Source organism: Microbacterium fluvii (genome assembly GCF_025515205.1).
GTDB lineage: Bacteria > Actinomycetota > Actinomycetes > Actinomycetales > Microbacteriaceae > Microbacterium > Microbacterium fluvii.
Genome location: NZ_JAOPFX010000001.1, coordinates 787058 through 812597, shown reverse-complemented (window position 1 = coordinate 812597; position 25540 = coordinate 787058). Strand labels below are relative to the sequence as shown.

General features: G+C 71.1%; 20 protein-coding genes, 1 tRNA gene and 1 other RNA gene. 10 read left to right on the top strand and 12 right to left on the bottom strand.

All coding sequences use genetic code 11. From position 1 onward, the window contains the following. Nucleotides 1-16: 16 nt before the first annotated feature. The 5 genes from OAW74_RS03640 to OAW74_RS03620 form a co-directional block, all read right to left on the bottom strand. Complete coding sequence (locus OAW74_RS03640; RefSeq protein ID WP_262872972.1) at nucleotides 17-1246, bottom strand: acetate kinase; 1230 nt, start codon at nucleotides 1244-1246, stop codon at nucleotides 17-19. Further along, nucleotides 1243-3369: a phosphate acetyltransferase gene (pta, locus tag OAW74_RS03635; RefSeq protein WP_262872971.1), complete on the bottom strand. Its 2127-nt coding sequence runs from the start codon at nucleotides 3367-3369 to the stop codon at nucleotides 1243-1245. The genes OAW74_RS03640 and pta overlap by 4 nt, the downstream gene beginning before the upstream one ends. Nucleotides 3370-3441: 72 nt before the next feature. Then, nucleotides 3442-3538: signal recognition particle sRNA small type (gene ffs, locus OAW74_RS03630), an RNA gene on the bottom strand. A 32-nt stretch (nucleotides 3539-3570) separates the two neighbouring features. Then, entirely contained in the window at nucleotides 3571-4290 is a 720-nt protein-coding gene (locus tag OAW74_RS03625) for a helix-turn-helix domain-containing protein (RefSeq protein ID WP_262872970.1), read from the bottom strand. Further along, nucleotides 4287-5777, bottom strand: coding sequence for an APC family permease (locus OAW74_RS03620; protein ID WP_262872969.1), 1491 nt, complete (start codon nucleotides 5775-5777; stop codon nucleotides 4287-4289). Before OAW74_RS03620 ends, OAW74_RS03625 begins: the two co-directional genes overlap by 4 nt. A gap of 166 nt (nucleotides 5778-5943) precedes the next feature. On the opposite strand from OAW74_RS03620, the gene OAW74_RS03615 reads away from it, so the two are divergent. The 6 genes from OAW74_RS03615 (at nucleotide 5944) to OAW74_RS03590 (ending at nucleotide 14665) form a co-directional block, all read left to right on the top strand. Then, the gene (locus OAW74_RS03615) at nucleotides 5944-7479 is read left to right on the top strand and encodes an APC family permease (RefSeq protein ID WP_316250202.1); all 1536 of its coding nucleotides are present in this window, start codon (nucleotides 5944-5946) and stop codon (nucleotides 7477-7479) included. A 27-nt stretch (nucleotides 7480-7506) separates the two neighbouring features. Then, a complete protein-coding gene (locus OAW74_RS03610; RefSeq protein ID WP_262872968.1) occupies nucleotides 7507-9540 on the top strand; it encodes a primary-amine oxidase in 2034 nt (677 codons plus the stop codon). 3 nt (nucleotides 9541-9543) lie between these two features. Next, nucleotides 9544-10059, top strand: a complete 516-nt coding sequence (locus OAW74_RS03605; protein ID WP_262872967.1) for a hypothetical protein — start codon at nucleotides 9544-9546, stop codon at nucleotides 10057-10059. 101 nt (nucleotides 10060-10160) lie between these two features. After that, nucleotides 10161-11147, top strand: coding sequence for an AAA family ATPase (locus OAW74_RS03600; protein WP_262872966.1), 987 nt, complete (start codon nucleotides 10161-10163; stop codon nucleotides 11145-11147). Nucleotides 11148-11169: 22 nt separating this feature from the next. Continuing rightward, nucleotides 11170-12396, top strand: coding sequence for a DUF58 domain-containing protein (locus OAW74_RS03595; RefSeq protein ID WP_262872965.1), 1227 nt, complete (start codon nucleotides 11170-11172; stop codon nucleotides 12394-12396). Next, nucleotides 12386-14665, top strand: coding sequence for a transglutaminase family protein (locus OAW74_RS03590; RefSeq protein ID WP_262872964.1), 2280 nt, complete (start codon nucleotides 12386-12388; stop codon nucleotides 14663-14665). Before OAW74_RS03595 ends, OAW74_RS03590 begins: the two co-directional genes overlap by 11 nt. 52 nt (nucleotides 14666-14717) lie before the next feature. Here the strand turns inward: OAW74_RS03590 and OAW74_RS03585 are convergent. Then, a tRNA-Ser gene (locus OAW74_RS03585) sits at nucleotides 14718-14809 on the bottom strand. Between the two features lie 81 nt (nucleotides 14810-14890). On the opposite strand from OAW74_RS03585, the gene OAW74_RS03580 reads away from it, so the two are divergent. Next, nucleotides 14891-15262 (top strand): hypothetical protein, encoded by a 372-nt coding sequence (locus OAW74_RS03580; protein ID WP_262872963.1) that lies wholly within the window; start codon nucleotides 14891-14893, stop codon nucleotides 15260-15262. 4 nt (nucleotides 15263-15266) lie between these two features. Here OAW74_RS03580 and OAW74_RS03575 read toward each other — a convergent pair whose 3' ends face one another. After that, nucleotides 15267-16358: a DNA glycosylase AlkZ-like family protein gene (locus OAW74_RS03575; protein ID WP_262872962.1), complete on the bottom strand. Its 1092-nt coding sequence runs from the start codon at nucleotides 16356-16358 to the stop codon at nucleotides 15267-15269. Between the two features lie 143 nt (nucleotides 16359-16501). Here OAW74_RS03575 and msrA point away from each other — a divergent pair, with 143 nt between their 5' ends. Continuing rightward, nucleotides 16502-17053 carry a peptide-methionine (S)-S-oxide reductase MsrA gene (gene msrA / locus OAW74_RS03570; RefSeq protein ID WP_262872961.1) on the top strand — a complete coding sequence of 184 codons (552 nt, stop codon included), beginning with the start codon at nucleotides 16502-16504 and terminating at the stop codon, nucleotides 17051-17053. Nucleotides 17054-17095: 42 nt separating this feature from the next. Here msrA and OAW74_RS03565 read toward each other — a convergent pair whose 3' ends face one another. Further along, the gene (locus OAW74_RS03565) at nucleotides 17096-18403 is read right to left on the bottom strand and encodes an HNH endonuclease signature motif containing protein (protein ID WP_262872960.1); all 1308 of its coding nucleotides are present in this window, start codon (nucleotides 18401-18403) and stop codon (nucleotides 17096-17098) included. Nucleotides 18404-18624: 221 nt separating this feature from the next. Between OAW74_RS03565 and OAW74_RS03560 the strand changes: the two genes are divergently transcribed. Both OAW74_RS03560 and OAW74_RS03555 read left to right on the top strand, forming a co-directional pair. After that, nucleotides 18625-20226, top strand: coding sequence for a sunset domain-containing protein (locus tag OAW74_RS03560; protein WP_262872959.1), 1602 nt, complete (start codon nucleotides 18625-18627; stop codon nucleotides 20224-20226). A gap of 127 nt (nucleotides 20227-20353) precedes the next feature. Next, on the top strand, nucleotides 20354-21961 hold the full coding sequence (locus OAW74_RS03555; RefSeq protein WP_262872958.1) for a plasmid pRiA4b ORF-3 family protein: 1608 nt from the start codon (nucleotides 20354-20356) through the stop codon (nucleotides 21959-21961). Between the two features lie 58 nt (nucleotides 21962-22019). Here OAW74_RS03555 and OAW74_RS03550 read toward each other — a convergent pair whose 3' ends face one another. The 4 genes from OAW74_RS03550 to OAW74_RS03535 form a co-directional block, all read right to left on the bottom strand. Beyond that, a complete protein-coding gene (locus OAW74_RS03550; protein ID WP_262872957.1) occupies nucleotides 22020-22736 on the bottom strand; it encodes an NUDIX hydrolase in 717 nt (238 codons plus the stop codon). A 41-nt stretch (nucleotides 22737-22777) separates the two neighbouring features. Further along, on the bottom strand, nucleotides 22778-24466 hold the full coding sequence (locus OAW74_RS03545) for an ABC1 kinase family protein (RefSeq protein WP_262872956.1): 1689 nt from the start codon (nucleotides 24464-24466) through the stop codon (nucleotides 22778-22780). A gap of 40 nt (nucleotides 24467-24506) precedes the next feature. Continuing rightward, nucleotides 24507-25109, bottom strand: a complete 603-nt coding sequence (locus tag OAW74_RS03540) for a PadR family transcriptional regulator (protein ID WP_262872955.1) — start codon at nucleotides 25107-25109, stop codon at nucleotides 24507-24509. Nucleotides 25110-25187: 78 nt separating this feature from the next. Then, complete coding sequence (locus OAW74_RS03535) at nucleotides 25188-25442, bottom strand: hypothetical protein (RefSeq protein ID WP_262872954.1); 255 nt, start codon at nucleotides 25440-25442, stop codon at nucleotides 25188-25190. Between the last annotated feature and the right edge of the window lie 98 nt (nucleotides 25443-25540).

Sequence of the window (25540 nt, the reverse complement as noted above, 5' to 3'; positions counted from 1 at the left end):
GCGGGTGAATGCGCACTCAGCCCCGCGCGACGGCCAGCGTCTGCCTGGCGATCTCGAGCTCTTCGTTCGTCGGCACGACCAGCACCGTGACCGGCGAGTCGTCGGTGGAGATGACGCGGATGCCGCGGGCCCGGGTCTGGTTGCGCTCTGGGTCGATGCGCACGCCGGCGAAGCCGAGGGTCGCCATGGCCCCCGCGCGCACGGCCGGCGAGTTCTCGCCGACTCCTGCCGTGAACGAGATGACATCCACCCCGCCGAGCTGCGCGATGTAGGCCCCGGCATACGCGCGCAGCCGGTGCAGGTACACCTCGAAGGCGAGCGTGGCGGCGGCATCCCCCGCCTCGACGCGCTCTTCGATGTCGCGCATGTCGGAGACCCCCGAGAGCCCCCGCACGCCGCTGCGCTTGTTGAGCAGCTCGTCGAGGTCGGCCACGCTCATGTCGGCGCGGCGGTGCAGGTGGAACAGCACCGCGGGGTCGACATCGCCCGAGCGGGTTCCCATCACGAGACCCTCGAGCGGCGTCATGCCCATCGAGGTCTCCACCGACCTGCCGCCGTCGACGGCGGTGACCGACGCCCCGTTGCCGAGGTGGAAGACGATCTGGCGCAGGTCGCCGAGCGGGCGCTCGAGAAAGGCGGCCGCGGCTTCAGAGACGAACTTGTGGCTCGTGCCGTGGAACCCGTAGCGGCGGATGCGGTGAGCCTCTGCCAGCTCCGCATCGATCGCGTACGTGTAGGCGGCCGGCGGCAGCGTCTGGTGGAACGCCGTGTCGAAGACGGCGACGTGGGGAAGGTCGGGGAAGGCCGCGGTGGCCGCCTTGATGCCCTGCAGCGCGCCGGGGTTGTGCAGGGGCGCCAGCAGCGACAGCTCGTCGATGTTGATCTCGACGAGCGGCGTGATGAGCGTCGGCTCGAAGAAGCGCGCCCCGCCGTGCACGACGCGGTGGCCGACGGCCACCGGCGCCCGTTCGGTGAGCGAGGGCCCGTACTCCTCGAAGGCGCGCAGCATGACGGCGAAGCCCTCGGTGTGGTTCGGGATGGGCACCTCCCGCCGGTAGCTCGCGTCGCGCGCTGTCGGCACGGGCTCCCCCGGCTGGGCCGAGAACAGCACCTTGTGGGTCGCGATGCCCTCGCCCTCGCCGATGCGCTCGACCAGGCCCGAGGCGAGCGGCTGCTCGGTGGCCAGGTCGATCAGCTGGTACTTGAACGAGGACGATCCGCTGTTGACGACCAGAATGACGCTCACGCCTGCTCCCCCTGGGCCTGGATGGCCGTGATCGCGATGGTGTTGACGATGTCGTCGACGAGGGCGCCGCGCGACAGATCGTTGATCGGCTTGTTGAGGCCCTGCAGCACGGGGCCGATCGCGACGGCGCCCGCCGAGCGCTGCACCGCCTTGTAGGTGTTGTTGCCGGTGTTCAGATCGGGGAAGACGAAGACCGTCGCGCGCCCCGCCACCTGCGAGTCGGGCATCTTGGCCGCCGCGACCGCCGCGTCGGCGGCGGCGTCGTACTGGATGGGGCCCTCGACCAGCAGCTGCGGCGCGCGCTCGCGCACGAGGGCGGTCGCCTCCCGCACCTTCTCGACGTCTTCGCCCGAACCGGAGGTGCCGGTGGAGTACGACAGCATCGCGATGCGCGGCTCGATGCCGAACTGCTGGGCCGTCGCGGCCGACGAGATCGCGATGTCGGCGAGCTGGGTGGAGGTCGGGTCGGGGATCACGGCGCAGTCGCCGTAGACCAGCACCCGGTCGGCGAGGGCCATGAGGAACACCGACGAGACCACCGAGACGCCTGGCTTGGTCTTGATGATCTCGAACGCCGGGCGGATCGTGTGCGCCGTCGTGTGGGCGGCGCCCGAGACCATGCCGTCGGCAAGGCCCAGGTGCACCATGAGGGTGCCGAAGTACGACACATCGGTGACGGTGTCGGCGGCGCGCTGGTAGGTCATGCCCTTGTGCGCGCGCAGCCGCTCGTACTCCCTGGCGAATTTGTCGACGTGCACGGCGTCGAAAGGCGAGAGGATGCGGGCGGCACGCAGGTCGATGCCGAGTTCGAGCGCACGAGAGCGCACCTCGACCTCTTCGCCGAGGATCACGAGGTCGGCGATGCCGCGGGCCAGCACCGTCGCCGCCGCGCGCAGCACGCGGTCGTCGCCGCCCTCTGGGAGCACGATGCGCTTGCGCGCCGAGCGCGCACGCTCGAGCAGTCCGTACTCGAACATCAGCGGCGTGACGATCGTCGAGCGCACGAGGCCGAGCGAGCGGGTCAGCTCGTCGGTGTCGACGTGCTGCTCGAAGATCGCCAGCGCCGTGTCGTAGCGCCGGTCGGAGTCGGCGGCGAGCCGCCCACGGGTGTTCATGATGCGGGCGGCGGTCTCGTAGGTGCCCATGTCAGTGGAGATGATCGGCAGCGGCGAGCCGAGGCCCTCGATGAGCCGCGTCACCTCGTCTGGCAGCGGGAAGGGGCCGTTCAGCACGATGCCGCTCAGCGACGGGAAAGTGCCGGACGAGTGCGCCAGCAGCGTCGACAGCAGCACTTCGGTGCGGTCGGCGGGGATCACCACGAGCGCGCTCTCTTCGAGGCGGCCGAGCACGTTGACCATCGACATCGCGGCGATGACGACGGCGAGCACCTCGCGCTTGAGCAGCTCTGGGTCGCCCTTGAGCAGCGTCGCCCCGAGCGTGCGCTGCACATCGCGCACGGCGGGGGCGACGAGGAACCGGTCTTCGGGGAGCGCCCACACCGGCACCTTCGCGCCACGGAGGCGCCCCGCATCCACCGCAGACGAAAGGGCCTCGACGACCTCGACCAGTCGGTCGGGATCGGCGCGATTGGCGACCACGGCGAACAGCGACGCCCGCGCATGGGCGAGCTCCGCCAGTGCGGGCGGCACGAGCTGGCCCATCTCCTCCGGCGAGCGCGCCTCGGCCGAGCCCAGCTGCTCTCCGAAGGTCGCGCGCCCGTTGAGCACGAGCAGCACCGGCGCACCGAGGTTGGCGGCGATGCGGGCGTTGTAGCCGAGCTCGGTCGCCCCCGACACGTCGGTGTAGTCGCTGCCGAGGATCACGACGGTCTCGCACTGCGCCTCGACCGCCTTGTAGCGCTCGACGATCGTCGCCAGGGCCGCCTCGGGGTCGTCGCGCACCTCGTCGTAGGTGACCCCGACGCACTCTTCGTAGCCCAGGTCGACGCCGTCGTGGTCGAGCAGCATCTCGAGCACGTAGTCGCGCTCGTCGGTGGAGCGGGCGATCGTGCGGAAGACGCCCACCCGCGCGGTGGCGTGACTGAGGGCGTCGAGCACCCCCAGTGCGACCGTGGATTTGCCCGAGTGTCCTTCTGCCGAAGTGATGAAGATGCTCTGCGCCACACATCCACCCTATGGTCCGACCGTGGGGTGCGGCCAGGGCGCCGCCGGGCAAAAGCCGGGCACCGCGGGCAAAAGAAAGACTCTCCGCGAACCCGGCAGAGCCCGGTTACCCTTGCTACGTTTCCGTCCTGGGGGAATTGGCCTGGATGCCGCCTCGCGGAGAGCTGACACCACTCTACCGGATGCCGCGGGCCCCGCCTCTCAGCTCACGAGCGGAGAGAGGGCGGTCGCTGCCGGCTGCAGCACCTCCAGCACCCCGAGCGGATCGGCCACGCGGTGCCGGGGGCCGCAGAACGACACCGCGCCCACGAGGACGCCGCCGGCGTCACGGATGGGAACGGCGATGCAGCCGTAGCCGGCGCCGTCGCCGAGTCGGCGGGTCGCGCCGTAGCGGGCGAGGTCGTCGGCGGCGGCGGCGCCCGCGGTGCCGTAGAGCGCCGTCGCGTCTCCCCCCGCTCCCCCCTCGACCAGCAGCAGCATGCCCAGGGCGAACCGCTCCGGCTCTCGGACCAGCCGCACGGCGTCGGAGAGCGGGAAGTCGGGGTCGGCGTCGGCCACGACGATGCGGCCGTCGGCGAACAGCACGACGTGCACCCCGGCGCGCAGCGCGGAGCGGGCCGCAGCGACGACCTCGCGCGCCGCGGTGGGAAGCCGCGCGGGCGGCGCAGCCACCGCCGCGAGCTGGGCGACCTTGGCCCCGAGGGCGAAGCCCGACAGATCGGGGGTGCGCACGAGGTATTCGTCCTGCACGAGCAGGTTGAGCAGGCGGTAGGCGGTGGCCCTGGGCAGCCCCAGTTCGGTCGAGATCTCCCTCGCCGTCGCGCCGGGGCCGAGGTGGGCGACCGCCTCGAGCACCGTCAGGGCGCTGTGGATCGCCCGCGGCTGCCGCGCCGCGAGGCTCGGAGCAGCCGTCTGCGTCACGAGGCGCCCGCACCCCTCGTCCTGGCGACGCCGCCGAGCACCTCGGCCGCCGTCGGCTCGTCGTACGAGCCCAGCGCCTCGACGGGGCGGCGCAGCCGCAGCGCGATCGCGGCGCCGGCGGCCGCCGCGCATCCCAGCACGACCCACAGGGCGGGGCTCCCGGCCGCCGCATCGCCGGCGAAGAACAGCACGAGGGCCGCCGTCAGCACGACCGCGGACACGATCGCGATCGCCGCGGTGCGCCAGGTGAGCTCGCCGATGCGCGAGAGGAAGACGGGGGCCGCGACGCACACCAGGATGTAGGCGACGATGTAGCCCGCTCCGCCGACGGCGATCGTCAGGTGCATCGCGTCGCGGATGCCGACCCCGGCGACCACGAGCGCCAGCGGGATCACCGTGATCGCCGGGAACGACAGCGCGATCGCCCCGATCGGCGTGCCGAAGCGCCGGTGGGTGCGGCCGGCGAGCGTCGGCAGCACGCCGTCGCGCCCCATCGCGAACAGCACGCGGGTCAGGGCCGTGGTCGACCCGATGGCGCACGCGACGAACGATGCCGCGATGCCGAGGTCGGCGACCACTCCCCAGCCGCCCAGGCCGTAGGCCGCGGTCAGCTCGTTGATCGGCGAGACGGCCGAGGTGAAGTCGGCTCCGAGCGCGTCGAAGCCCGCCACCTGGGTGACTGCCGCGACGATGTAGAGGCCGCCGGCCACCACGACCGTCCAGGTGATCGCCCTCGGCACCGTGCGCAGCGGCGCGACCGCCTCGACGCCGAGGGTCGCCGCGCTCTCGAAGCCGACGAACGCCGTCAACGCGATGACCGATCCGGCCGCGATCGCCGCCGGCGACCACTGGCCGACCGGGAACACCACAGCGGGGTCGATCGGCCCGATCTGCACGAGCAGCACGACCAGCAGCACGACCACGAGAGCCACCGAGAGTCCCTCGACCACCAGCGCGACCCGCGACGACAGTCGGATGCCGCGCCACAGCACGAGGGCGACCACGACCGCCTCGGCCACGAGCACCGCGGCGATCACGGCGGGGCCCGCCAGGGCGGGCCAGACCGCAGCCAGCAGGAATGACACGTAGTACGCGCCGCCGAGGAGCGCGAACATCGCGATCGCTCCGTAGCCGACGAGGATCGCGGCGCCCGCGGCGAGCCCGGCACCGGGGCCGAGACCACGCGCCGTGTAGGTGTAGGTGGAGCCGGCCGCGGCCAGGCGTCGCGCGAACTGCGAGACGGTGGCTGCGACGGCCAGGCTCAGGACCCCGGCGATCACGATCGAGATCACCGTCGCTGACGGCGCGACTCCCGCCACCAGCAGCACGACGGTCGTCGAGGCCGCGACCGGCGCGACGGCGGCGACGGACTGTGCCAGCACGTCCCAGAAGCCGACGGTGCGCCGCTCCAGGCCGTGCAGGGGTGAGGTCGCGCCGAAGTCGTGGACGGGTTCGGGGCGGGCGATGGCGCGTGCGAGTGCGGTCATGGGCGTCTCCCGGGTGGTGCGCTCCCGACGGTACGCGCGAGCGGTTGCCCGGGCGCGTCGCCCGTGTTTCGGGTTCGTGTCGCCCGAATGAGACACCCCGCACCGGCCTTCCCAGTTCGGGCGCCAGAGGTTTCACACCGCGGGAACGGCCGGGCAACAGCGCGCCGTGAGTATTGCCGCAGGCCACCGCATCCGCACGGCACCCGCATCCGCTCCGGAGGAATCCATGACCAAGCTCGAATCGACGGGAGTGGAGGGCGCCGCGCCGCGGACCCTCACCGGCTCCCTCGGCGTCACCGCGATCGTCTTCATGGTCGTCGCCGCCGCCTCCCCGCTCACCGTCATCGGCGGAGCGGCCCCGCTGGGCATCCTGCTCGGCAACGGCGTCGGGTTTCCGGCGCTCTACGCCATCAGCGCCGTCATCCTGCTGCTGTTCTCGGTGGGGCTGGCTGCGATGTCGCGCCACATCCCCAAGCCCGGCGCGTTCTTCACCTACGTCGGCTACGGCCTGGGCCGCTCGACGGGCCTCGCCGCCGCGTGGGTGGCGATGCTCACCTACACGACGATCCAGGTGTCGGTGTACGGCTACGTCGGCTACATCCTGAGCTACACGCTGCAGACCTACACGGGGGTCACCCTCCCCTGGTGGCTCTTCGCGCTGCTGACGATCGCCCTGGTCGGCGTGCTCGGCTACCGGCACATCGATCTGTCGAGCAAGGTGCTCGGCGTGCTGCTGGTGGCGGAGGTCGGCATCGTGCTGCTGCTGGTGGGCGCCGTCGTCATCTCGGGCGGCGCCGAGGGGCTGAGCCTGGCACCCTTCGAGCCGTCCAACGTGGCCTCGGGCTCCCCCGGCGTCGGCCTCATGTTCGCGATCGCCGCCTTCATCGGCTTCGAGGCGACCGCGATCTTCCGCGACGAGGCGCGCGACCCGAACAAGACCATCCCCCGCGCCACCTATGCCGCCGTGATCGGCATCGGCGTCTTCTACACGCTCTCGTCGTGGGGCCTGGTGATGGCCTGGGGCCCGTCGAACATCGTCGCTGAGGCCGCCGCCGACCCCGGCAGCCTCATCCTGCGCACGATGTCGCAGTACCTCGGCGCCACCGGCGAGATCATCACGAACGTCCTGCTGATCACCTCGATGTTCGCGTGCGTGCTCTCGTTCCACAACGTCGTCACGCGCTACCAGCACTCGATGTCGAACGCGGGCTTGCTGCCCGACCGCCTGGGCGGCGTGCACCACCGGCATCTCTCGCCGCACGTGTCGTCGCTCGCCCAGACCGTGACGGCCGCCGTGCTGATCGCCGTGTTCGCCCTCTTCCAGCTCGACCCCGTGCTGGCGGTGTTCACGTGGTTCGCCGGCGTGGCGACCCTCGCCATCGCGCTGCTGATGGCCCTCACCTCGATCGCGGTGATCGTCTACTTCGTCAAGACGAAGAAGGACGGGCGGGTGTGGAACACGATCATCGCCCCCGGACTCGGCTTCGTCGGACTCGTGCTGTCGGCCGTGCTGATCGTCGCCTACTTCCCGATCATGGTCGGCGACGTGGATGCCGCAGGCACGCCCGTCTTCGGAGCGCTCAGCTGGTTCCTGCTGCTGCTCATCGTCGTCTTCCCCCTGTTCGGCTACCTGCAGGCCGCCTGGATCAAGGCGCGCCGCCCCGAGGCCTACGCCAAGCTCACCGACACGATCGCCGGCTGAACGCACCACCCCGCAAGGAGCAACACGATGACCATCACCGACACCATCCCCACCGTCTCGCCCGCCGCCCCGCCGTCGGCGCAGCATCCGCTGTCGTCGCTCACCCCCGCCGAGATCCTGGCCGTCCGCGCCGTCGTGCTGGCCCTCCCGGAGACCACCGACACGGTGCGCTTCGCCTATGTCGGGCTCGAGGAGCCCACGAAGGCCGAAGTGCTCGCGTGGGAGGCCGGCGGGGCGCTGCCCGAACGCCGGGCGCGGGTGCAGCTGCTCGACATGGCCACCACCCGATCGAGCGACCTCGTCGTCGCGATCACGACCGGCGCAGTGATCAGCGAGGCCGTGCTCGACGGCTCCGACGGGCAGCTGCCGATCCTCGACGCGGAGTTCGAGGAGGTCGGCGTGATCGCCAACGCCGACGCGGAGTGGGTCGCCGCGCTCGCCGCGCGCGGGCTCACCGTCGACGACGTCGTGCTCGTGCCGCTGTCGGCCGGCCACTACGGCTACGAGAACGAGAAGGGCAGGCGGATCCTGCGCACCTTCGCCTTCCAGCAGTTCTCGCCCGCCGATCACCCGTGGGCGCACCCCGTCGACGGCCTCACCGCCTACATCGACGTGGCCGACCGCCGCGTGGTGCAGATCATCGACACCCCCGGTTTCGAGATCCCGCAGACCAGCGGCAACTTCGACGACCCCGAGCTGCAGGGCCCGCCCCTCGAGGGCCTCACGCCCATCGTCATCTCGCAGCCGGAGGGCTCGAGCTTCACGGTCGACGGCGAGCACGTCACGTGGGGCGAGTGGGATCTGCGCATCGGCTTCGACACCCGCGAGGGACTGATCCTGCGGCAGCTCTCGTTCGCCGGGCGCCCCGTGATGTACCGCGGGTCGATCAGCGAGATGGTCGTGCCCTACGCCGACCCCGCTCCCAACCGCTTCTGGCAGAACTACTTCGACACCGGCGAGTACCTCTTCGGCCGCTACACCAACGAGCTCGAACTCGGCTGCGACTGCGTCGGCGACATCACCTACGTCGACGCGATCCTCGCCGACGAGCTGGGCATGCCGCGGACGGTCCGCAACGGCGTGTGCATGCACGAAGAGGACTTCGGGTCGCTGTGGAAGCACACCGACCTGTTCACCGGCTCGTCCGAGGTGCGCCGCCAGCGGCGCCTGGTGATCTCGTTCTTCACGACGGTCGGCAACTACGACTACGGGTTCTTCTGGTACCTCTACCTCGACGGCACGATCGAGTGCGAGGCCAAGCTCACCGGCATCCTGTTCACGTCGGCCTATCCGGGGACGGATGCCGACGGGTCGCCGTATCCGTTCGCCTCCGAGGTCGCGCCGGGGCTGGGCGCCCCGTACCACCAGCACCTGTTCTCGGCACGGCTCGACATGACCGTCGACGGCACGGCCAACGTCGTCAACGAGATCGACGCCGTGCGGGTGCCGATCTCGGAGCGCAACCCCGCAGGCAACGCCTTCACGAAGCAGGTGACCCCCATCACGAGCGAGCTCGTCTCCGGGCGCCTGGCCGACGGCGCGCGCAATCGGGTGTGGCAGATCGCCTCCACTGAGAAGACGACGTCGATGGGTCAGCCCACCTCGTACGTGCTCTTCCCGACCGAGACCCCGGTGCTGCTGGCCGACGACGACTCGTCGATCGCCTCGCGGGCCGCCTTCGCGACGAAGAACCTCTTCGTCACGAAGTACGACCCGGCCGAGCGGTATGCCGCGGGCGACTTCGTCAACCAGAACCCCGGCGGCGCCGGCATCCCCGCCTTCATCGCGGGCGACGAGCCGCTCGTGGGCGAAGACGTCGTGCTGTGGCACACCTTCGGGCTGACCCACTTCCCCCGCAACGAGGACTGGCCGGTCATGCCGATGGACTACGCCAAGTTCACGCTCAAGCCCTACAACTTCTTCGAGCGCAACCCCACGCTGAACGTGCCGGCCCCGGTGAGCGACCACTGCTCGGCGGGCACGGCGAGCGCACACAGCGCTCACGGGCACGACCACAGCGCTCACGGGCACGACCACGGCGGCCACGGCCACCACGGTTGAGACGTGACCGAACTGCTCCACGCCTGGGCGCTCGCGCCCGCCGCGATCGGAACCTGCTGTCTGGCAGCCGATCGGCGGCGGGTGCGGGCGCCCGAGCTCGCCGCCTCCGTGCTGATGCTCGTGGCCATGCTCGACGCGTGGTCGACGCGGCTGGTGCCCGCCGTCGCGTGGGCGGCGCTGCTGGTCGCCGGCGCGATCGTGCTCGCGATGGTCCGCAGCCCTCGGCGCGGGCGGAGGGCGGTCGACTCCAACACCGTCGCGATGGCCGTGCACGCGAATGTCGGGATGATCGCGATGGCGGCCCTCCAGCTGGGCATGGGGGTCGGCCACACGTCTCCTGGCGCCCACCAGCACGGCGTCGGCGCGCAGGCCCTCACGGCGCTGCTCATCCTCGGCGCGGTCGTCTACGCGGTGTTCTCGGCCGTCGTCGCCGCCCGCGCGCACCGCCCGCTCGATCGGGTGCAGACCGTCGCGATGGCCGTCGCGGTCGGGCTGATGGCGGTGGCTGCGGCGATCTAGGTTCTCAGCAGACGCGGAGGCCCACGCATCCGCCCACAGGATTAGCATCGGAACAGGGCTCGACGACGAGCCGCACCCGACACCGATCCGAGGGGTTTCGCATGCCGGAGCAGGCCGACGAGCAGACCGAGTTCTTCGCACGCACGACCGACGCGATCTCTGCGGCGATCGGCCGCGTCATCGACGGCAAGCCGGATGCCGTGCGCTCCGCCCTGGTGTGCCTGCTGGCCGAAGGGCATCTGCTCATCGAAGACGTGCCGGGGGTCGGCAAGACGATGCTCGCGCGGGCGCTGGCCGCGTCGGTGGATGCGACGGTGCGCCGCATCCAGTTCACCCCCGACCTGCTGCCGGGAGACGTCACCGGCGTGAGCGTCTACAACCCGGTCGACCGCGAGTTCGAGTTCAAGCCAGGCGCGGTGTTCGCCAACATCGTCATCGCCGACGAGATCAACCGCTCCTCTCCCAAGACGCAGTCGGCCCTGCTGGAGGCGATGGAAGAGGGGCAGGTGACCGTCGACGGTCGTTCGCACCTGCTCGCCGAGCCGTTCCTGGTGGTCGCGACCCAGAACCCGCTCGAGATGGAGGGCACGTATGCACTGCCCGAGGCGCAGCGCGACCGCTTCATGATGCGCATCTCGATGGGCTACCCCGACGCCGACAACGAGGCGCTCATGCTGCGCCAGCGCGATGCGGTCAACCCGCTCGAGGCCATCCGGCCGGTCGTCGGCGCCGATCAGGTGCAGGCGCTCATCCACACCGCCCGCCACGTGCACGTCGCGCCCGCGATCGAGCAGTACGCCGTCGCGCTCGCGCACGCGACACGCACCCACCCCGACCTGCGGCTGGGCGCGAGCCCGCGGGCGACGCTGCAGCTGGTGCGGGCCGCCAAGGTGTGGGCGGCGCTGGAGGGCAGAGGTTTCGTGATCCCCGACGATCTCACCGATCTGCTGCACCCCGTCTTCGCGCACCGGCTCATCGCCACGCGGGCCGCAACCGGCTCCCGTGCCCGCGTCGGCCACGAGACGATCGCGGCGATCCTCGATCGCATCGCGCAGACCGTGCGCGTGCCGATCGCCAGCCGGCAGTAGCACGATGAGACGGCTCTGGCCCTTGACCGCCCGCGGGACGGGCGCCCTCGCGCTGGCTGTCGGCTGCTTCGTCGCCGCGAACGAACTGGGCATCCCCGCCCTCATGTACTTCGGGCTGCTGCTGCCCGCCGCCGTCGCCGCGGCCCTGATCTCGCTGCATCTGGCGCGGCACTCCGAGCAGGTGGAGCGGACGCTGCGGCCGGAGACGGCGACCGTGGGAGAGCGGGTGCGCGTCTCGCTGGGGGTGAGCATGCGCAGCTCGCTGCCGACGGCCCCCGGCAGCTGGTCGGACCGGCTCTCGTCGGGCTTCGCCGGCGACGCGCACGGCGCGTTCCCTGCGCTGCGCTCGGGGCTGCGCGCCGGCGAGCAGGAGGTCACCCTGGAGTATTCCGCCGTCGGCATCCGGCGCGGTGTGCATGTGCTCGGCCCGCTGTCGGTGCGCACCACCGATCCGTTCGGCCTCGCCCGGCGCGACAGCACGCTGGGGGCGACGACCGCCGTCTCGGTCGCACCTGCCGTCATCGACCTGCCGACGCTCTCGGAGTTCTCCGGCGAATCGGGGGGCGCGCTGCACAGCGTCAACAGCCGCCTGGGCCAGGGCGCCGACAACCTGATCGCCCGTCACTACGTTCCAGGCGACTCCATGCGCCGCATCCACTGGCGGGCCTCCGCGCATCGAGATGCGCTGATGGTGCGCCAGGAAGAGCAGGAGTCCACCCCCGACGCGACGGTCGTGCTCGACCGCAGCCTGGTGCGCTGGCAGGCGTCCGCCCTGCTCGAGCCCGGGGCCGACCCGTCGTTCGAGCACGCCGTGTCGCTGTGCGTCTCGGTGGCGCTGCGTCTGGTCTCCGACGGGTATTCGGTCGAGGTGCTCGACACCGACGGCGCGCCGCTGGCCGAGCGCATCGACGCAGGCGATCTCGGCGAGGTGGAAGAGCTGATCCGACGCTGCGCGACCCTGACCGCCCACCGCGACGACCGCCTCGCCGCGCTCGCACCGCGGTATGCCGGCGACACGACGGGACCCCTCGTGCTGATCGTCGGGCGCCTCACCCCCGCCGACGTGCCTGCCCTCGGCGGTCTCGCGCACCACACGGCGCTGCCCGTGCTGCTCGCGATCGCCCCCGTCGACGACGCGCTCGCGCGCGCGGCGAGCATCGGGTGGCACACCGCCGCGACCGCCGACGCCGACGACGCCGTCGACGCGTGGGTGGGCGCCGTGGCGAGAGGGGTGAGCCGTGTCGGCTGACCAGGCGCCGGCATCCGCTCGCCCCGCGCGGCCCGGCGAGCCCGCACTGACGCTCGGCGTCTTCGCCGCCGTCATGGCCGCGCTGCTGCCCGTGCTGTGGGTCGTCGTCGGCGGATGGTGGCTCGTCGCGGCGATCGCGGTGTGCGCGCTCGTGCTGCTGGCGGGCTACCTGGCGCGCCGCGCGCGGCTGGCGGCGATCGCGGTGACCCTCATCGAGGCGGCGGTGTGGGCGCTGCTGCTGACGGGCATCTTCTTCCGCGATTCGGCCCTGCTCTGGGTGCTGCCCACCCCGCAGACCTTCGACGACGCCGGCATGGCGTGGACGACGGCGCTCACCGAGATCCAGCTCGGTCGAGCGCCTATGCCGGTGTCGGCGTCGTTCGCGTTCCTCATCGCCGGCGCCACGGGGCTGCTCACCATCGTCGTCGACCACGTCGTGCTGACCGCGCGGATGCCGCTGCTGGCCGCCGTCGGACTCATCGCGGTCTCGCTCATCCCCGCGATCGTCGTGCCCCGCGAGGCCGATGTGATCGGCTTCGTGCTGCTGGCGGTCGCGATCCTGTTCCTGCTGCGCGCCGAGACCAAGGGAAGGCGAACGGATGCGGCGCCGCGCGCTCCCGATCAGCCGGGGGTGCCCGCGACCGCGGTCGGCATCGGGGCGGTCGCGGTGATCGTGGCGGTCGCCGTCGCACCGCTGCTGCCGGAGCCCGTCGCCTCGTCGCAGCCGGCGGCCCTGGGCGGCCCCGGCATCAACGCGGACCTCTCGCTCGGTCGCGACCTGCGCCAGCCCTACGAGACCGAGGTCATCCGACTGCACACGACGGCCAAGAACCCGCCGTATCTGCGCGTGACGACCCTCACCGAGTTCGACGGCAAGGTGTGGAAGCCCGACTCCATGCACTCGGTCGCGCTCGGCGCAGAGCACGCGTTCGGCACGCTCAACGCCGACCCCTCGATCTCCACCGTCGATACCCGCACGACCGTGCAGGTGCAGGAGCTCGCGACCCGGTGGCTGCCCACCGCCTACCCCGCCGTCGCCGTCGAGGGCGCCGACGGCGTATGGGAGGCGGTGCCCTACAACCGCACCGTGCGCTCGTCGACGGCATCGTCGCGGGGGCAGGAGTACAACGTCGACACCGTCGTGCCGCAGCCCACGCTGGAGCAGATCCGTGCGGTGGAGGCGCAGAATCCGCTGCTGCTGCGCGACACCAAAGAGGTGCCGGAGGGCACTCCTGCCGTGATCGAGCAGACGGCCCGCGCCGTGACGGCCGACGCCGACAACGACTACGACGCCCTGATCGCGCTGCAGACGTGGTTCCGCGGGTCGGACTTCCGCTATTCGCTCGATGCGCCCGTCGAAGACGGATTCGACGGCGAGGGGGTGCAGGCCGTCGCCCGGTTCCTCGAGGTGCGCGAGGGCTATTGCGTGCACTTCGCCGCCGCCTTCGCCCTGATGGCCCGCACCCTCGACATGCCCTCCCGCATCGTCGTGGGGTATCTGCCCGGTACCTCCACCGGCGACAAGGTCGGCGACGAACCGGTGTTCAGCGTCATGTCGAGCCAGTTGCACGCGTGGCCCGAGGTGTATTTCGACCGCATCGGCTGGGTGGCGTTCGAGCCGACCAAGGGCCTCGGGGTGCCGACGTCGTTCGCCTCGACTCCCACCGACGGGCCGCGGGCGACGCCGGGCGCCACGCCCACCCCTTCGCAGAGCGCGAGTCTGAGCCCGCAGGAGCTCGACCGGCTCGAGCGCGAGCGCGAGGAGGCGTCGGGCAGCACTCGTGTCGACACGGTCAATCCCTGGCCGGGCATCGGGCTGGTCGCCGGGGTGCTCGCCGTGCTGTTCGCGCCCGCGCTGGCCGGCGCCGCGCGGCGGCGGATGCTGCGCGCCCGTGTCGATGCGCACGATGCGGGCGCGGCGGCCGCGGCATGGCTGTTCGGTCAGGAGGCGGCGATCGACCTCGGCATCGCGATGCCCTGGAGCCAGTCGCCTCGGGTGTTCGGCGAGCGTCTGATCGCCGCAGGCGCCCCGCGGGGCGCGATGAGCAGGCTCGTCGTCGCGATCGAGCAGGCCAGCTATGCCCCGACAGCCGCGCAGGCGACCGTCACGGCGGCCGATGCCGGCACCGTGCGCCGCGGACTGCTGGCATCGGCGCCGCCGTGGCGAAGGACGATCGCGTGGTTCGCGCCGCGGTCGCTGCTCATCCGGCCCGGTTCGCCGTTCGCAGCCGCAGGGCTGCCGTGGGCTCGGGAGCCGGTGCCGACCTAACGGCAGACGACGACAGAGCGCCCACCCCGCACGGGAGTGGGCGCTCTGCCTGTGGCGGAAGTGACAGGATTTGAACCTGCGAGGCGAGTTACCCCGCCTACATGGATTCCAGCCATGCTCCTTAGGCCGCTCGGACACACTTCCAATCGACGATCCTACCATCGGCCCCGGTCTCACCCTCACCGGCTGACCCCCTCGCGCCGGTGCGTCCCCTACGCTCATGCCATGGCATCCGACAACAGGCAGGACGACGGCACGCTGCGCGGCGGAGTGCTCAGCGACGGCGGCAGCCCCGCGCTGTGGGGCACGCTCGTCGGTCTCATCACGTTCGTGTTCGTGGCGGTGCCGATCTCGGCGGCCGTGAAGTACGCGACCCACCCGCTGTCGCAGCAGCTGTTCGGCGGTCGTCTCGAAGACGCGACACGGGCAGGTTACGTGACCTTCTGGTGGATCGTGGCGATCGGCCTGTTCGCTCTCCCCTTCCTCGTCGGCTGGGGCGTGGCACGCCTGTCCGGGCGCACGCTCGCCATCATCGCCGCGTTCGTGGGGGTGTTCTTCATCCTGGTGCTGGTGCTGGGGCAGCTCTTCGTCTTCTGATCGGCTACCCGCGCCGACCGCCCTCGACGACGTCGACGCCCAGCCACTGCGCCCACTCGGCGATCTCGGCGCGCACCATCTCGTGGTCCTCCGGCTCGAACGGCGCGAACTCGTGCACGGCGCGCACCTGCAGCGCGTCGTTCTGGCGGTCGAGTTCGGCCTCGAGCATGCCGACGAAGCGGTCGCCGATGAGGATGGGGTGCGCGAACGCGCCGTAGACGCGCTGCGACTTGGGCTTGAACTGCTCGAGCACGTAGGTGAACCCGAACACCTCCTGCAGACGGCGCCTGTCGAACAGCAGGCTGTCGTAGGGGTTGAGAAACGCGACGCGACCGCCCGCGTCTTCCGCGTCGAGGGCGGCGAGGGCCTCCGGGTCGACGCGGTACTTCGTCGCGACGCCCTCGACGACGGCGGGCTCGCCGGTGTCTTTGCCGACGCCGCTCCAAAACGTGTGCGGGCGGGCCAGGCCCGAGGCCTGCAGCATCCGCTCCTGAAGCGATCGCAGCGCCGCGCCATCGTCTCCTGTGGTGACGGCCGGATAGACCCGCTCGGCGAGATCCCAGATGCGGTGGCGCCCCTCGCGGCGCGACACGGCGACCTCGCCGATGCGCGCGAGCAGGTCGAGCATGATCGGCACCTGGTTCGACCCCGACCAGCCGTCGGGCGCGCGTGCGACCTGCGCGGTGTCGGGGATCTCGGCTGCAGCGAGCGGGCCGTCGGCGCGGAGCCGGGCGAGCACGTCGCGTCGGAACCGTGCGTTGGCCGCCAGCCACTGCGTCGTGCTGTCGCGGAACCCTCGCCGCCGCTGCGCGGCCAGCAGCGCCGGCTGCAGGCTCATCGGTCGGAACGCGCCGTCGAACTCGAACAGCTGCCGGTCGAGCTCGGTCGCCTTCTGCAGCTGACCGGGCTCGTACGACCAGCCGATGCGCGAGAACAGCACCGTGTGCTCTGCCGGCGAGATGACGGCGGTGGGGTCGATCTTGACGTAGCCGAGCTGCTCGGCGACCTCGACGACGTCGCCCGGCCGATCGGCGTCGAGCAGCTGGGCGCGCACCACGATGCGGCGGGCCTCGTCGCGCGTGAGCTGGTGGGTCACGGGTAGAGAGTAGTGGTGAGCGCCGACAGCGGATGCTGTCGCCACGACTCCCAGCTGACTCTTAGCCTGGAAGGGACCACAACGGGGTCAGCATCCGTTGTTCTGGATATGCGCGCATCGCGCGGTTCGACGAAGGAGACATCATGACCAGCGGACCTTTCGACACCGGCACCATCACCCGCACGCCCGGCACCGAGACCGCCGTGCTCGCCGGCGGCTGCTTCTGGGGCGCCGAGGACCTCATCCGGCGCCAGCCCGGCGTGCTCTCGACGCGCGTCGGCTACACCGGCGGCGAGAATGCGCACGCGACGTATCGGAACCACCCGGGTCACGCCGAGGCGGTCGAGATCGTCTTCGACCCGTCGCAGACGACGTATCGCGACCTTCTGGCCTTCTTCTTCCAGATCCACGATCCGTCGACGCTGAACCGTCAGGGCAACGACATCGGCACGAGCTACCGCTCGGCGATCTTCCCCCTCTCGCCCGAGCAGGAGCAGGTCGCGCGCGACACGATCGCCGACGTCGACGCGTCGGGACTGTGGCCGGGTAAGGCGGTCACCACGATCGAGCCCGAGGGGCCGTTCTGGGAGGCCGAGCCGGAGCACCAGGACTATCTGATCCGCTACCCCAACGGCTACACCTGCCACTTCCCGCGGGCCGGCTGGGTGCTGCCCGCGCGCGACGCCGCGGTCTGAGCCGCGCCGATCGCCTCGCCCTCCGGCCCTTCTCCTTCTGTGTCAGAAGGGTGCGGGGGTGGCGGGGGTGAGGGTGTCGGGGGTGAAGGTGGGTGTTCTGCGTTCGGGGTGGACGGTGTAGTGGCGTCCGGTCGGTGAGTGCCAGTGGACGGTGCCGTCGGGGGTTTGGTTCACGGTCCACAGTCCGTGGTGTTTGATCGTGTGGTGTCCTCGGCAGAGGGGGCAGAGGTTGTGGGCGGCGGTGTGTCCGCCGTGTTCCCACGCGAGACTGTGGTCGATGTCGCACCGGGTGGTGGGCAGTGCGCAGCCGGGGGCCATGCACCGGCCGGATCGCCAGGCGGCGAGTTGGCGGAGGGGTGTCGGCGGCCGGTACCTGTCCCGCCCGACCGAGAGCACGATGCCGGTCTCGGGGTGGGTGAGCACCCGCATCCACCCGCCGTCCGCCGCCCCGCACAGCTCCCTGGCCTGGGACAGCGGGATCGGTCCGACCCCGTCCACGGCCGCCGGGCCGTGGCCGGTGTCTTCGGTGAGCAGCGTCAGGGCCGGCACGGTGACCGCGACGGTCGCGCGGATCCCGCGGACCGTGTCGGGGTGGGCCTGGCAGTCCCCGTCGATCAGCAGATCCGCGACCACATCGGCGCGGAGCTGGTCGAGGGTGCGGGTCTCCCCCGGGACCTGCCCGAGCACCTTGGCCTGCGCGGTCGCGCGCTCGAACACCGCATGCGCCTCCACGGCGGGCAGCAGGATCATCAGCCACGCCATCGCATCATCGGCCCGCTCCACCACCACCCGCCTGCCGGCGACCGCGTCGGTGAACCGGTCTTCCAGGGTGGGGTGCTCGGTGAGGGCGATCAACTCACCCAGGCGCCGTCGGAAGGAGCCCACCGGCAGCAGCTCGGCCGCCTCGATCGCGTCGTCCATCACCCGGTCCCGGGTGCCCGGCTCCGCCCGGTCCAGCAACTCCGCCAGCAGCTGCGCGTGCCGCTCCGTGGTGCCGGCCCGCTCCAACAGACCCAGCATCCGCGGATACCGGTGAGTGAGCGCCGCCGCGGTGCCGATCAGCTGACCGGCGGCGTGCTCGGTGATCCGCAGCGCCGCCGCGACCTCGAGCCGGAACGACCGCTCCCCGATCTGATCGAACTCCCGCCCCAACCGCTGAAACTCGACCATCGCCTCGGCACGGGCGACCTCGATCATCCGCAACCTGCGCGCCGCGAACACCGCCATCATGTCCGCCGCCTCCACCACCAGACCCACCCCATCCGGACCCGGCAGCACCACATCATCCCCACCCCACGAGGGGTCAGGATCGGGCTCACCCGAAGGCGTCACCCCGATATCATCTTCCATACTCCAACACTACGCACACCCTCCGACATTCGGACTTATAGACGATACTCACTCGGATTGGACGGATCATTCGCTGCGGCGCTGCCCGACCGCCGTAGGCTTGAGGCGAGGTGCACCCGGAGCACCTCTGACCTCTGGATCTCGCTCCGAGGGCGCCGACGCCTGCGTGGGGCCTCGAGCAGCGGCAGGTCATCAGCGCGCGGGGAGCGGAGAAGATCGAAGTGAAGAAGCTTCTGGCAGCCATCACGGCTGCCCTGATCATGGCGGGGACACTCTCCCTCACGCCCGTCGCCGCGGTCGCCGACGATGCGCCGCCGGCATCCGACATCGCCGTCGCACCCGACGCGCCGTTCGACGTCGTCGCGACAGCGGCCGATGCCGCTGCAACGGTCTCGTGGTCCGCACCCGAAGCGGATGGTGGCGCGCCGATCACCTCCTACACCGTGACGACAGCGCCCGGCGGCTCCACCACGACCACCGACGCCACCTCGACAACAGTCACCGGGCTCACCAACGGCACCGAGTACACCTTCACTGTGACAGCCACCAACGAGGCGGGAACCTCTGCCGCGAGCGTCGCCAGCAGCGCCGTGACGCCTCTCTTCGGCACACCGCTGAGCACCTCGACACCGAAGATCACGGGCACGGCGGTCGTCGGCGGCACGCTCACCGTCGGAGCGGGCACATGGGTGTCGGGGACGTCACTGACCTACCAGTGGATGGCCGACGCCTCCCCGATCGAGGGCGCCACCTCGACCTCGTTCACGATCACGTCCGCCCAGCGGGGTGCAGCCATATCGGTGGCCGTCACCGGCACCAAGACGGGCTACGCCGCACTCACCCGCACGTCAGCGAGCACAACACGCCCGCCCACGGTCGGCGCTCCCACGATTTCGGGCTACGCAGCCTACGGTCTCACCCTCACCGCAAAGCCCGGGACCTGGACGACCGGCACCTCGTTCGCCTACCAGTGGTATGCGAACGGCACGACGATCCCCGGCGCGACCAAGGCGACCTTCAAGATCGGCGCGGCGCAGAAGGCGAAGAAGATCTCCGTCAAGGTCACCGGCACCAAGTCCGGGTTCACGACGGCGTCGAAGACCTCGGCGGCAACGGCCAAGGCGACGACGTCGAGCGCCGCAAAGGTGACAGGCACGGCTGTGGTCGGCGCGAAGCTGAAGGCCACGACCGGATCCTGGCTGTCTGGCACGAAGCTCAGCTACCGCTGGTACGCCGACGGAGTCGCGATCTCAGGTGCGACGAAGTCGACGTACACGGTCGGAAGCGCGCAGAAGAGCAAGAAGATCTCGGTCAAGATCACCGGCGAGAAGTCCGGCTACGCGACTGTGGTGCGCACCTCGGCGTCGACTCTCAAAGTGGCGAAGGTCGCCACCCCGAGCATCAGCGGGGCCGCGAAGGTCACCAAGACTCTGACGGCGAAGACGGGCACCTGGACGGCAGGGACCAGCTTCACCTATCAGTGGTACGCGAACGGCAAGGCGATCTCTGGCGCCAAGAAGTCGACTCTCAAGCTCAGCAGCGCGGTCGTAGGCAAGAAGATCACCGTCAAGGTCACGGGCAAGAAGTCGGGGCATCCGACCGTGTCGAAGACGTCGAAGGCGACCGCGGCGGTGGCCTACCCGTCGTCCACAGCGCCGGCATCGGAGTGGAACTGCCCCTCGTGGGCGCCGATCAAGGGAAACGCGGACTCGGGCATCTACCACATGCCCGGTCAGCGCTACTACAACGCCACCAAGCCGGAGGAGTGCTTCCGCACGCAGTCGGCTGCCGTGGCAGCGGGGTACCGCAAGGCGAAGGTGTAGCCCACCGGCGGTGGAGGGCCGCCGCGATCGACTCACCGCTCCTCCCCCATTCCGGAGTGGGCGTGACTTGTGCACATCACGCCGCCCCGCGCGCCATGCGGGCCCGCCGCGACCCTAGCGTCGTCGCATGCACCCGCCGCCCTACACGCGCACCGTCACCGTCCGCACGACGCTCTTCGGCGTCCTCCCCGAGATCTGGCGCGAGATCGAGTTCGCCTACGACGCGAAGCTCACCGAACTCCGCGACGCCGTGCGCACGGTGTTCTCCTGGCCCTCGTGTACGAGGCACGTGTTCACCGATCACCCCGAAGAGGCGCCGTGGTCGCGGCGCCGCCATCGCTGGGGTGACCGCATGACGATGATCGACTACCGCGATCCGACCGTCGTCGAAGAGTCGACGGCGCGTATCGGTCCGGTGCTGCGCGACCATCCGCAGCTCGTCTTCGCCCACTCGTGCGATCCGCGCTGGAGCGTGCTGATCGAGGCCGTGTCCGGCGACGTGCCGCCCGCCGGCATCGCGCTGCCGCGGGTGGTCGCGGGCGAACGGCGGTCGCCGCTGACCTGCGCGAGAGACCCCTACGAACACGAAGTGCTGGTAGGGGTGCTCGATGACCCGGTCCATCCGCAGCACGAGGCGATGCACTCCCGCATCCAGTCGACGCTCGGCCCCTGGGCGTCGTTCGATGCCGAGGAGTTCTCGATCGATCGCGCCCAGGCTGCGATCCAGGATGCTGCCGCCACGCCCCCGCGCAGGCCGCTCGACGATCTCGTCGCCAGGCTGCCCAGCCCGGCAAGAGAGGGGCTGCGCGGCCACATCGCCTCGACAGCACTCGACATGCCGGTCGTGGTGACCGCCGACGAGGCCGCCGCCTTCTGCCGCGAGATCCGGTGGGCCATCGACCGCGCATCGACCGACGGCGTCGCCCTGTTCGAACGGACGGTCGACCCGTCGGTCGCCATCGAGGGCGCCGCCGCACTCCACTGCACTCCCGAACGCGTGCGGCAGATCTTCGCAGCGATGCTGACGCTGCACCTCGCCTACCGCCGCAGCGGGAGGCTCGTGGTGAAGCGGGCGGTGCTCGCGCAGTCCGCATCGCCCATCGCGCTGTGGACCGAACTCGCCTCGGGCCTCATGAGGCTCTACGGGAGCGGCTTCGACCCGGTGGCACGAGACCTCTTCCTGCTCGCCCTCGCCGACGGGAGCCTCGCCGACCCCGCGGCCGGCGGCGCCCCCGCGGCGCAGGCGTACCGACTCACCCGCACCGGAGCTCGATCGCGGCTGTGGGGGTACGACGACGACACGGGCACCGACGACTGCAGCGAACAGTGCCGATGCCCTCGCATCGCGGGAGCGAGCTGGCACGACATCGTCGTGCAGTGCGTGCGGGATGCCGCAGCCGAGGTCGCCACGGATGGAGCCGACACTGTGGCCTCGCAGGGCAGCCCATACGACGACCCCTACGCCCCTTGGACGTGGTTGGACGAGCAGTCGACCCCTCGACTGCTGCTGCAGCGGGAGCGCGACGACGCGCACGAGACGCCCGCCGCACTCGAGCGGGAACTGCTGAACGGCTGCCGCGCGCTGATCGAGGTGCTCGCACTGTTCGGGCTCGAGCGTTCACCCGACGGGGGCTGGGTCGTCGCGCCGTTGCTGCGCGAGTTCGCTCTCGCCGCGCTGCACAGCCGCTCGGCGAGCGTGCGCAGCACCTGGGACGCGCGAAGCGGCGCCTTCTGACCGGTCGGCGCTGTCTCGAGTGTCAGCATGGCGGTCGCAGCCGCACAGATCACACGGCTCATCGACCGGTGTCGACAGGGGCCACGAACGGCAGCTCGCGGGACTCGTCCCAGGGCTCGGTCCAGCCGAGCCGATCGAACAGGCCGTCCAGCAGCATCCCGGTGAAGCCCCACACGAGGTGCCGACCGGCGACGAACCCCGGCCCGCGCCACTCCTGGCCGTCGCGGCGGATCACCGTGACGCCCCGGTGGGCGGGGCTGAGCAGCTCCGCGACCGGCGCGCGGAACACATCCGCCGACTCGGCCTCGTCGACCACGCGCACCGGTGACGGATGCCGCCACCACCCCAGCACGGGGGTCACGAGATGCTGCGAGAACGCGAGGGGCACTGGCTCGAGCGCACCGAGCACCTCGACGCCGGCAGGCTCGAGGCCCGTCTCCTCCTGCGCCTCGCGCAGGGCGGCGGCGATCGGGTCGGCGTCCCCCGGATCGACCCTTCCTCCGGGGAACGCGATCTGGCCGGGGTGCGCCCGCAGCGTCTCGGCGCGCGCCAGCAGCAGCACGTCGAGATCGCGCGACACAGCGGTGTCGAGGGCTTCGGCCGGCACTGCGTCGAGCACGCCGAAGAGCATCAGCACCGCGGCGGAACGGGCACCCGGTGCCGGCGGCATCCGATCGACCCAGCGCGAGTGCGGTGGCGTGCCGTGGCCCACCGAGGCGGCCAGCGCCGCCAGCTGCGCCCTGGCGCCGGCGGGAGTGGGTGTCTGATCAGGCATCGCAGCATCCATCCTGCCCCCGATCGGGCGCACCGAGGCGATCAGCGCCGCCGAGAGCCGGGGTGGCGGGGCCTGCGGCCGGCGAACACCGCGTGCAGCAGCGGCAGCACCGACACGACCATCAGCGCGATGCCCCACCCGACGTCCTGTCCGCGCAGCAGCACTCCGCCCACCAGCAGCCCGGCGAACAGCACCGCCGAGACGACGCGCCGCAGCATCCGCTCCAGCTGCTCGAGGCGACGGTCGAGCTTGGGCGTCTGCACCGAGATCGTGCCGTCTTCGAGCCGCGTGATGACCTCGTCGATGCGGCCAGGGAGCTTCACGGCGGTGCCGGCCACCGACAGCGCCTGCGTGCCGAACTGCTTGACGATGTTGCCGCTCTCGTCTCGGAGCAGCTGGGTCGCGTACGGCTCGACCGCGTTCCAGATGTTGAACTCGGGATCGAGCGCGCTGCACATGCCCGAGGTGATCGAGATGGCGCGGATGATCAGCAGGAAGTTCTCGGGCAGCTGGAACGGAAGCTCCCGCACGACATCGCCGAACTCGACGGCGAAATCGCGGAACTCGCGCTCGTCGACCTCGCGCAGCTCGGCCATGCCCATACCCCCGAAGCGGCCGAACAGCTGGGTCATCGCCCGCTCGAGCTGACCGGTCTCGGCGGAGGGCAGCAGCGCTCCGACCTGCTGGATCGCCTGCACGAGACCCTTGCCGTCGCGCCCGGCCACCGCGATCAGCACCTTTCGCAGCCCGCCGCGCAGCTGATCGGAGACCTCGCCCATCATGCCGAAGTCGATGAAGGTCAGCCGCCAGGTGCCGTTCGGCAGCGGGGTCACGAAGATGTTGCCGGGGTGGGGATCGGCATGGAAGAAGCCGTTGCCGAAGAGCTGATCGAACATCACCCCGGCGAACGCATGCGCGACCTCGGTCGGGTCGATGCCTGCCGCCCGGAGCGCCTCGACGTCGTTGACCTTGATCGCCGTGACGTCCTGCAGTGTCAGCACGCGTCCTGTCGAACGCTCGTGCACCACCGTGGGCGCGGCGACCCCGGGGTTTCCCGCGAAGGCCGCCGCGAACCGCTCGGCGTTCGCGGCCTCGTGCACATAGTCGATCTCTTCCAGGCTCGTGTGCGCGAACTCCTCCACGAGCGCCGGCAGGTCCACGTGCTCTCGGACGGCCCTGACCCTGCTGAGGAGCGCCGCCACGCGCCGCAGCGCCGACAGGTCGACCTCGACGATCTGCTCGATGCCGGGCCGCTGCACCTTGACGACGACCTCGCGAAGGCCCGTGGCGGCGGCATCCGCGTCGCCCAGCGTCGCGCGGTGGGCCTGACCGAGGGATGCCGCCGCCACGGGCACCTCGTCGAAGCTCGCGTACGCCGAGTCGAGGCTCTGCCCGAGTTCGGACTCGGCGAGCGCGCGGATCTCGCCGAACGCGACTGCGGGCACCTCGTCTTGCAGGCCGGCGAGCTCGCTCGTGATCTCGGGCGGCAGCACGTCGAGCCGCGACGACATGAACTGCCCGACCTTGATCATGAGCCCGCCGAGGTCGACGGCCAGCACGTGGAACCGCTCCGCGATGCGCACCAGCCGTGCCGACCGACCCCGCTCCGCCAGAGCGCCGAACCCGATGCGGGGCAGAACCAGCTCGAACCACCACGTCTGCACCATGTAGCGCAGGGCGAACCGCATGATGCGGCGATAACGGGCGCGCGTGCGCGGGGCGTCGGTCATCGGTTCTCCTCGACGCCGCCGCGGATGTGCGGAGCCAGCGTCAGTCCTGAGCCAGGATGCTGTAGAGCCTACGGCGCGCGTCTTCGAGCACGTCGACCGCCGCCGTCACCTGGTCGGGCGTTCCGGAGCGGCCCACCTGCGCCGCGGCCTGCGCGAGCTCCATGCCCGCCTTCGCGAGCGGCCCGCCGCGGTTCTCCCGCGGGGTGGCGGTGCCGGTCTCCCACGGAGCGGGCTTCTCGGAGGCGTCGGCCTCTGCTCTGCCCTCGTCGGTGAGCGAATAGGTCTTGCGCCCGTTCGCCTCCTCGGCCCGGATGAGCCCCTCGTCGGCGAGCAGCTGCAGCGTCGGATACACCGAGCCGGCACTCGGCTTCCACGAGCCGCCGGTGCGGTCGGAGATCTCCTGGATGATCTGGTAGCCGTGCATCGGCTGCTCGGCCAGCAGCGCCAGCACGGCCGCGCGCACGTCGCCGCGGCCCATGCGCGGCGCGACCTTCTGGTCGAACATCGTGCGCAGCTGGTCCATGGCGTCCCACAGACCCTGACCGCTCGGGAACCCGCCGCCGGGGAATCCGCCGCCCGAGCCCGGGCCCTGTCCCTGACGACCTCCGAAGCCGTATCCGGCAAAGCCACTGCTGTTGTTCATGGCGACCTCCTCGCGCGTGTGCACTGGATCTCAGCGATACATAACGATATATCGCTCAGCGCACATCGGGAAGGGATCTCAGCCGAATGTCAGGATCAGCGGAACCGCCAGTCCGACCACCCACAGCGCGATGAAGCCGATCGCGAGCCAGAGCACCAGCATCCGCCTGCTCCGAGGGGCGTCGCCCCACAGCGAGGTGCGCACGACCGTGCGCTGTGCGCGCGTGACGACCTTGCGGATCTGGGGGTCGTCGGTCTCGAGCCGGCCGTCGCGCGCCTGCTGCGCGATGCGCTCCGCCTCGTCGGGCGTCAGGTCGTCGGCCACGGCGCTCACCTCCTCGTCCCACCGTACGCGCGATGCGCGCGGACGCGACCCCTCGGGGCACATCCTCGCCTGGAGCGAGGAGGATGCGGGGAGCGAGGACCGATCCG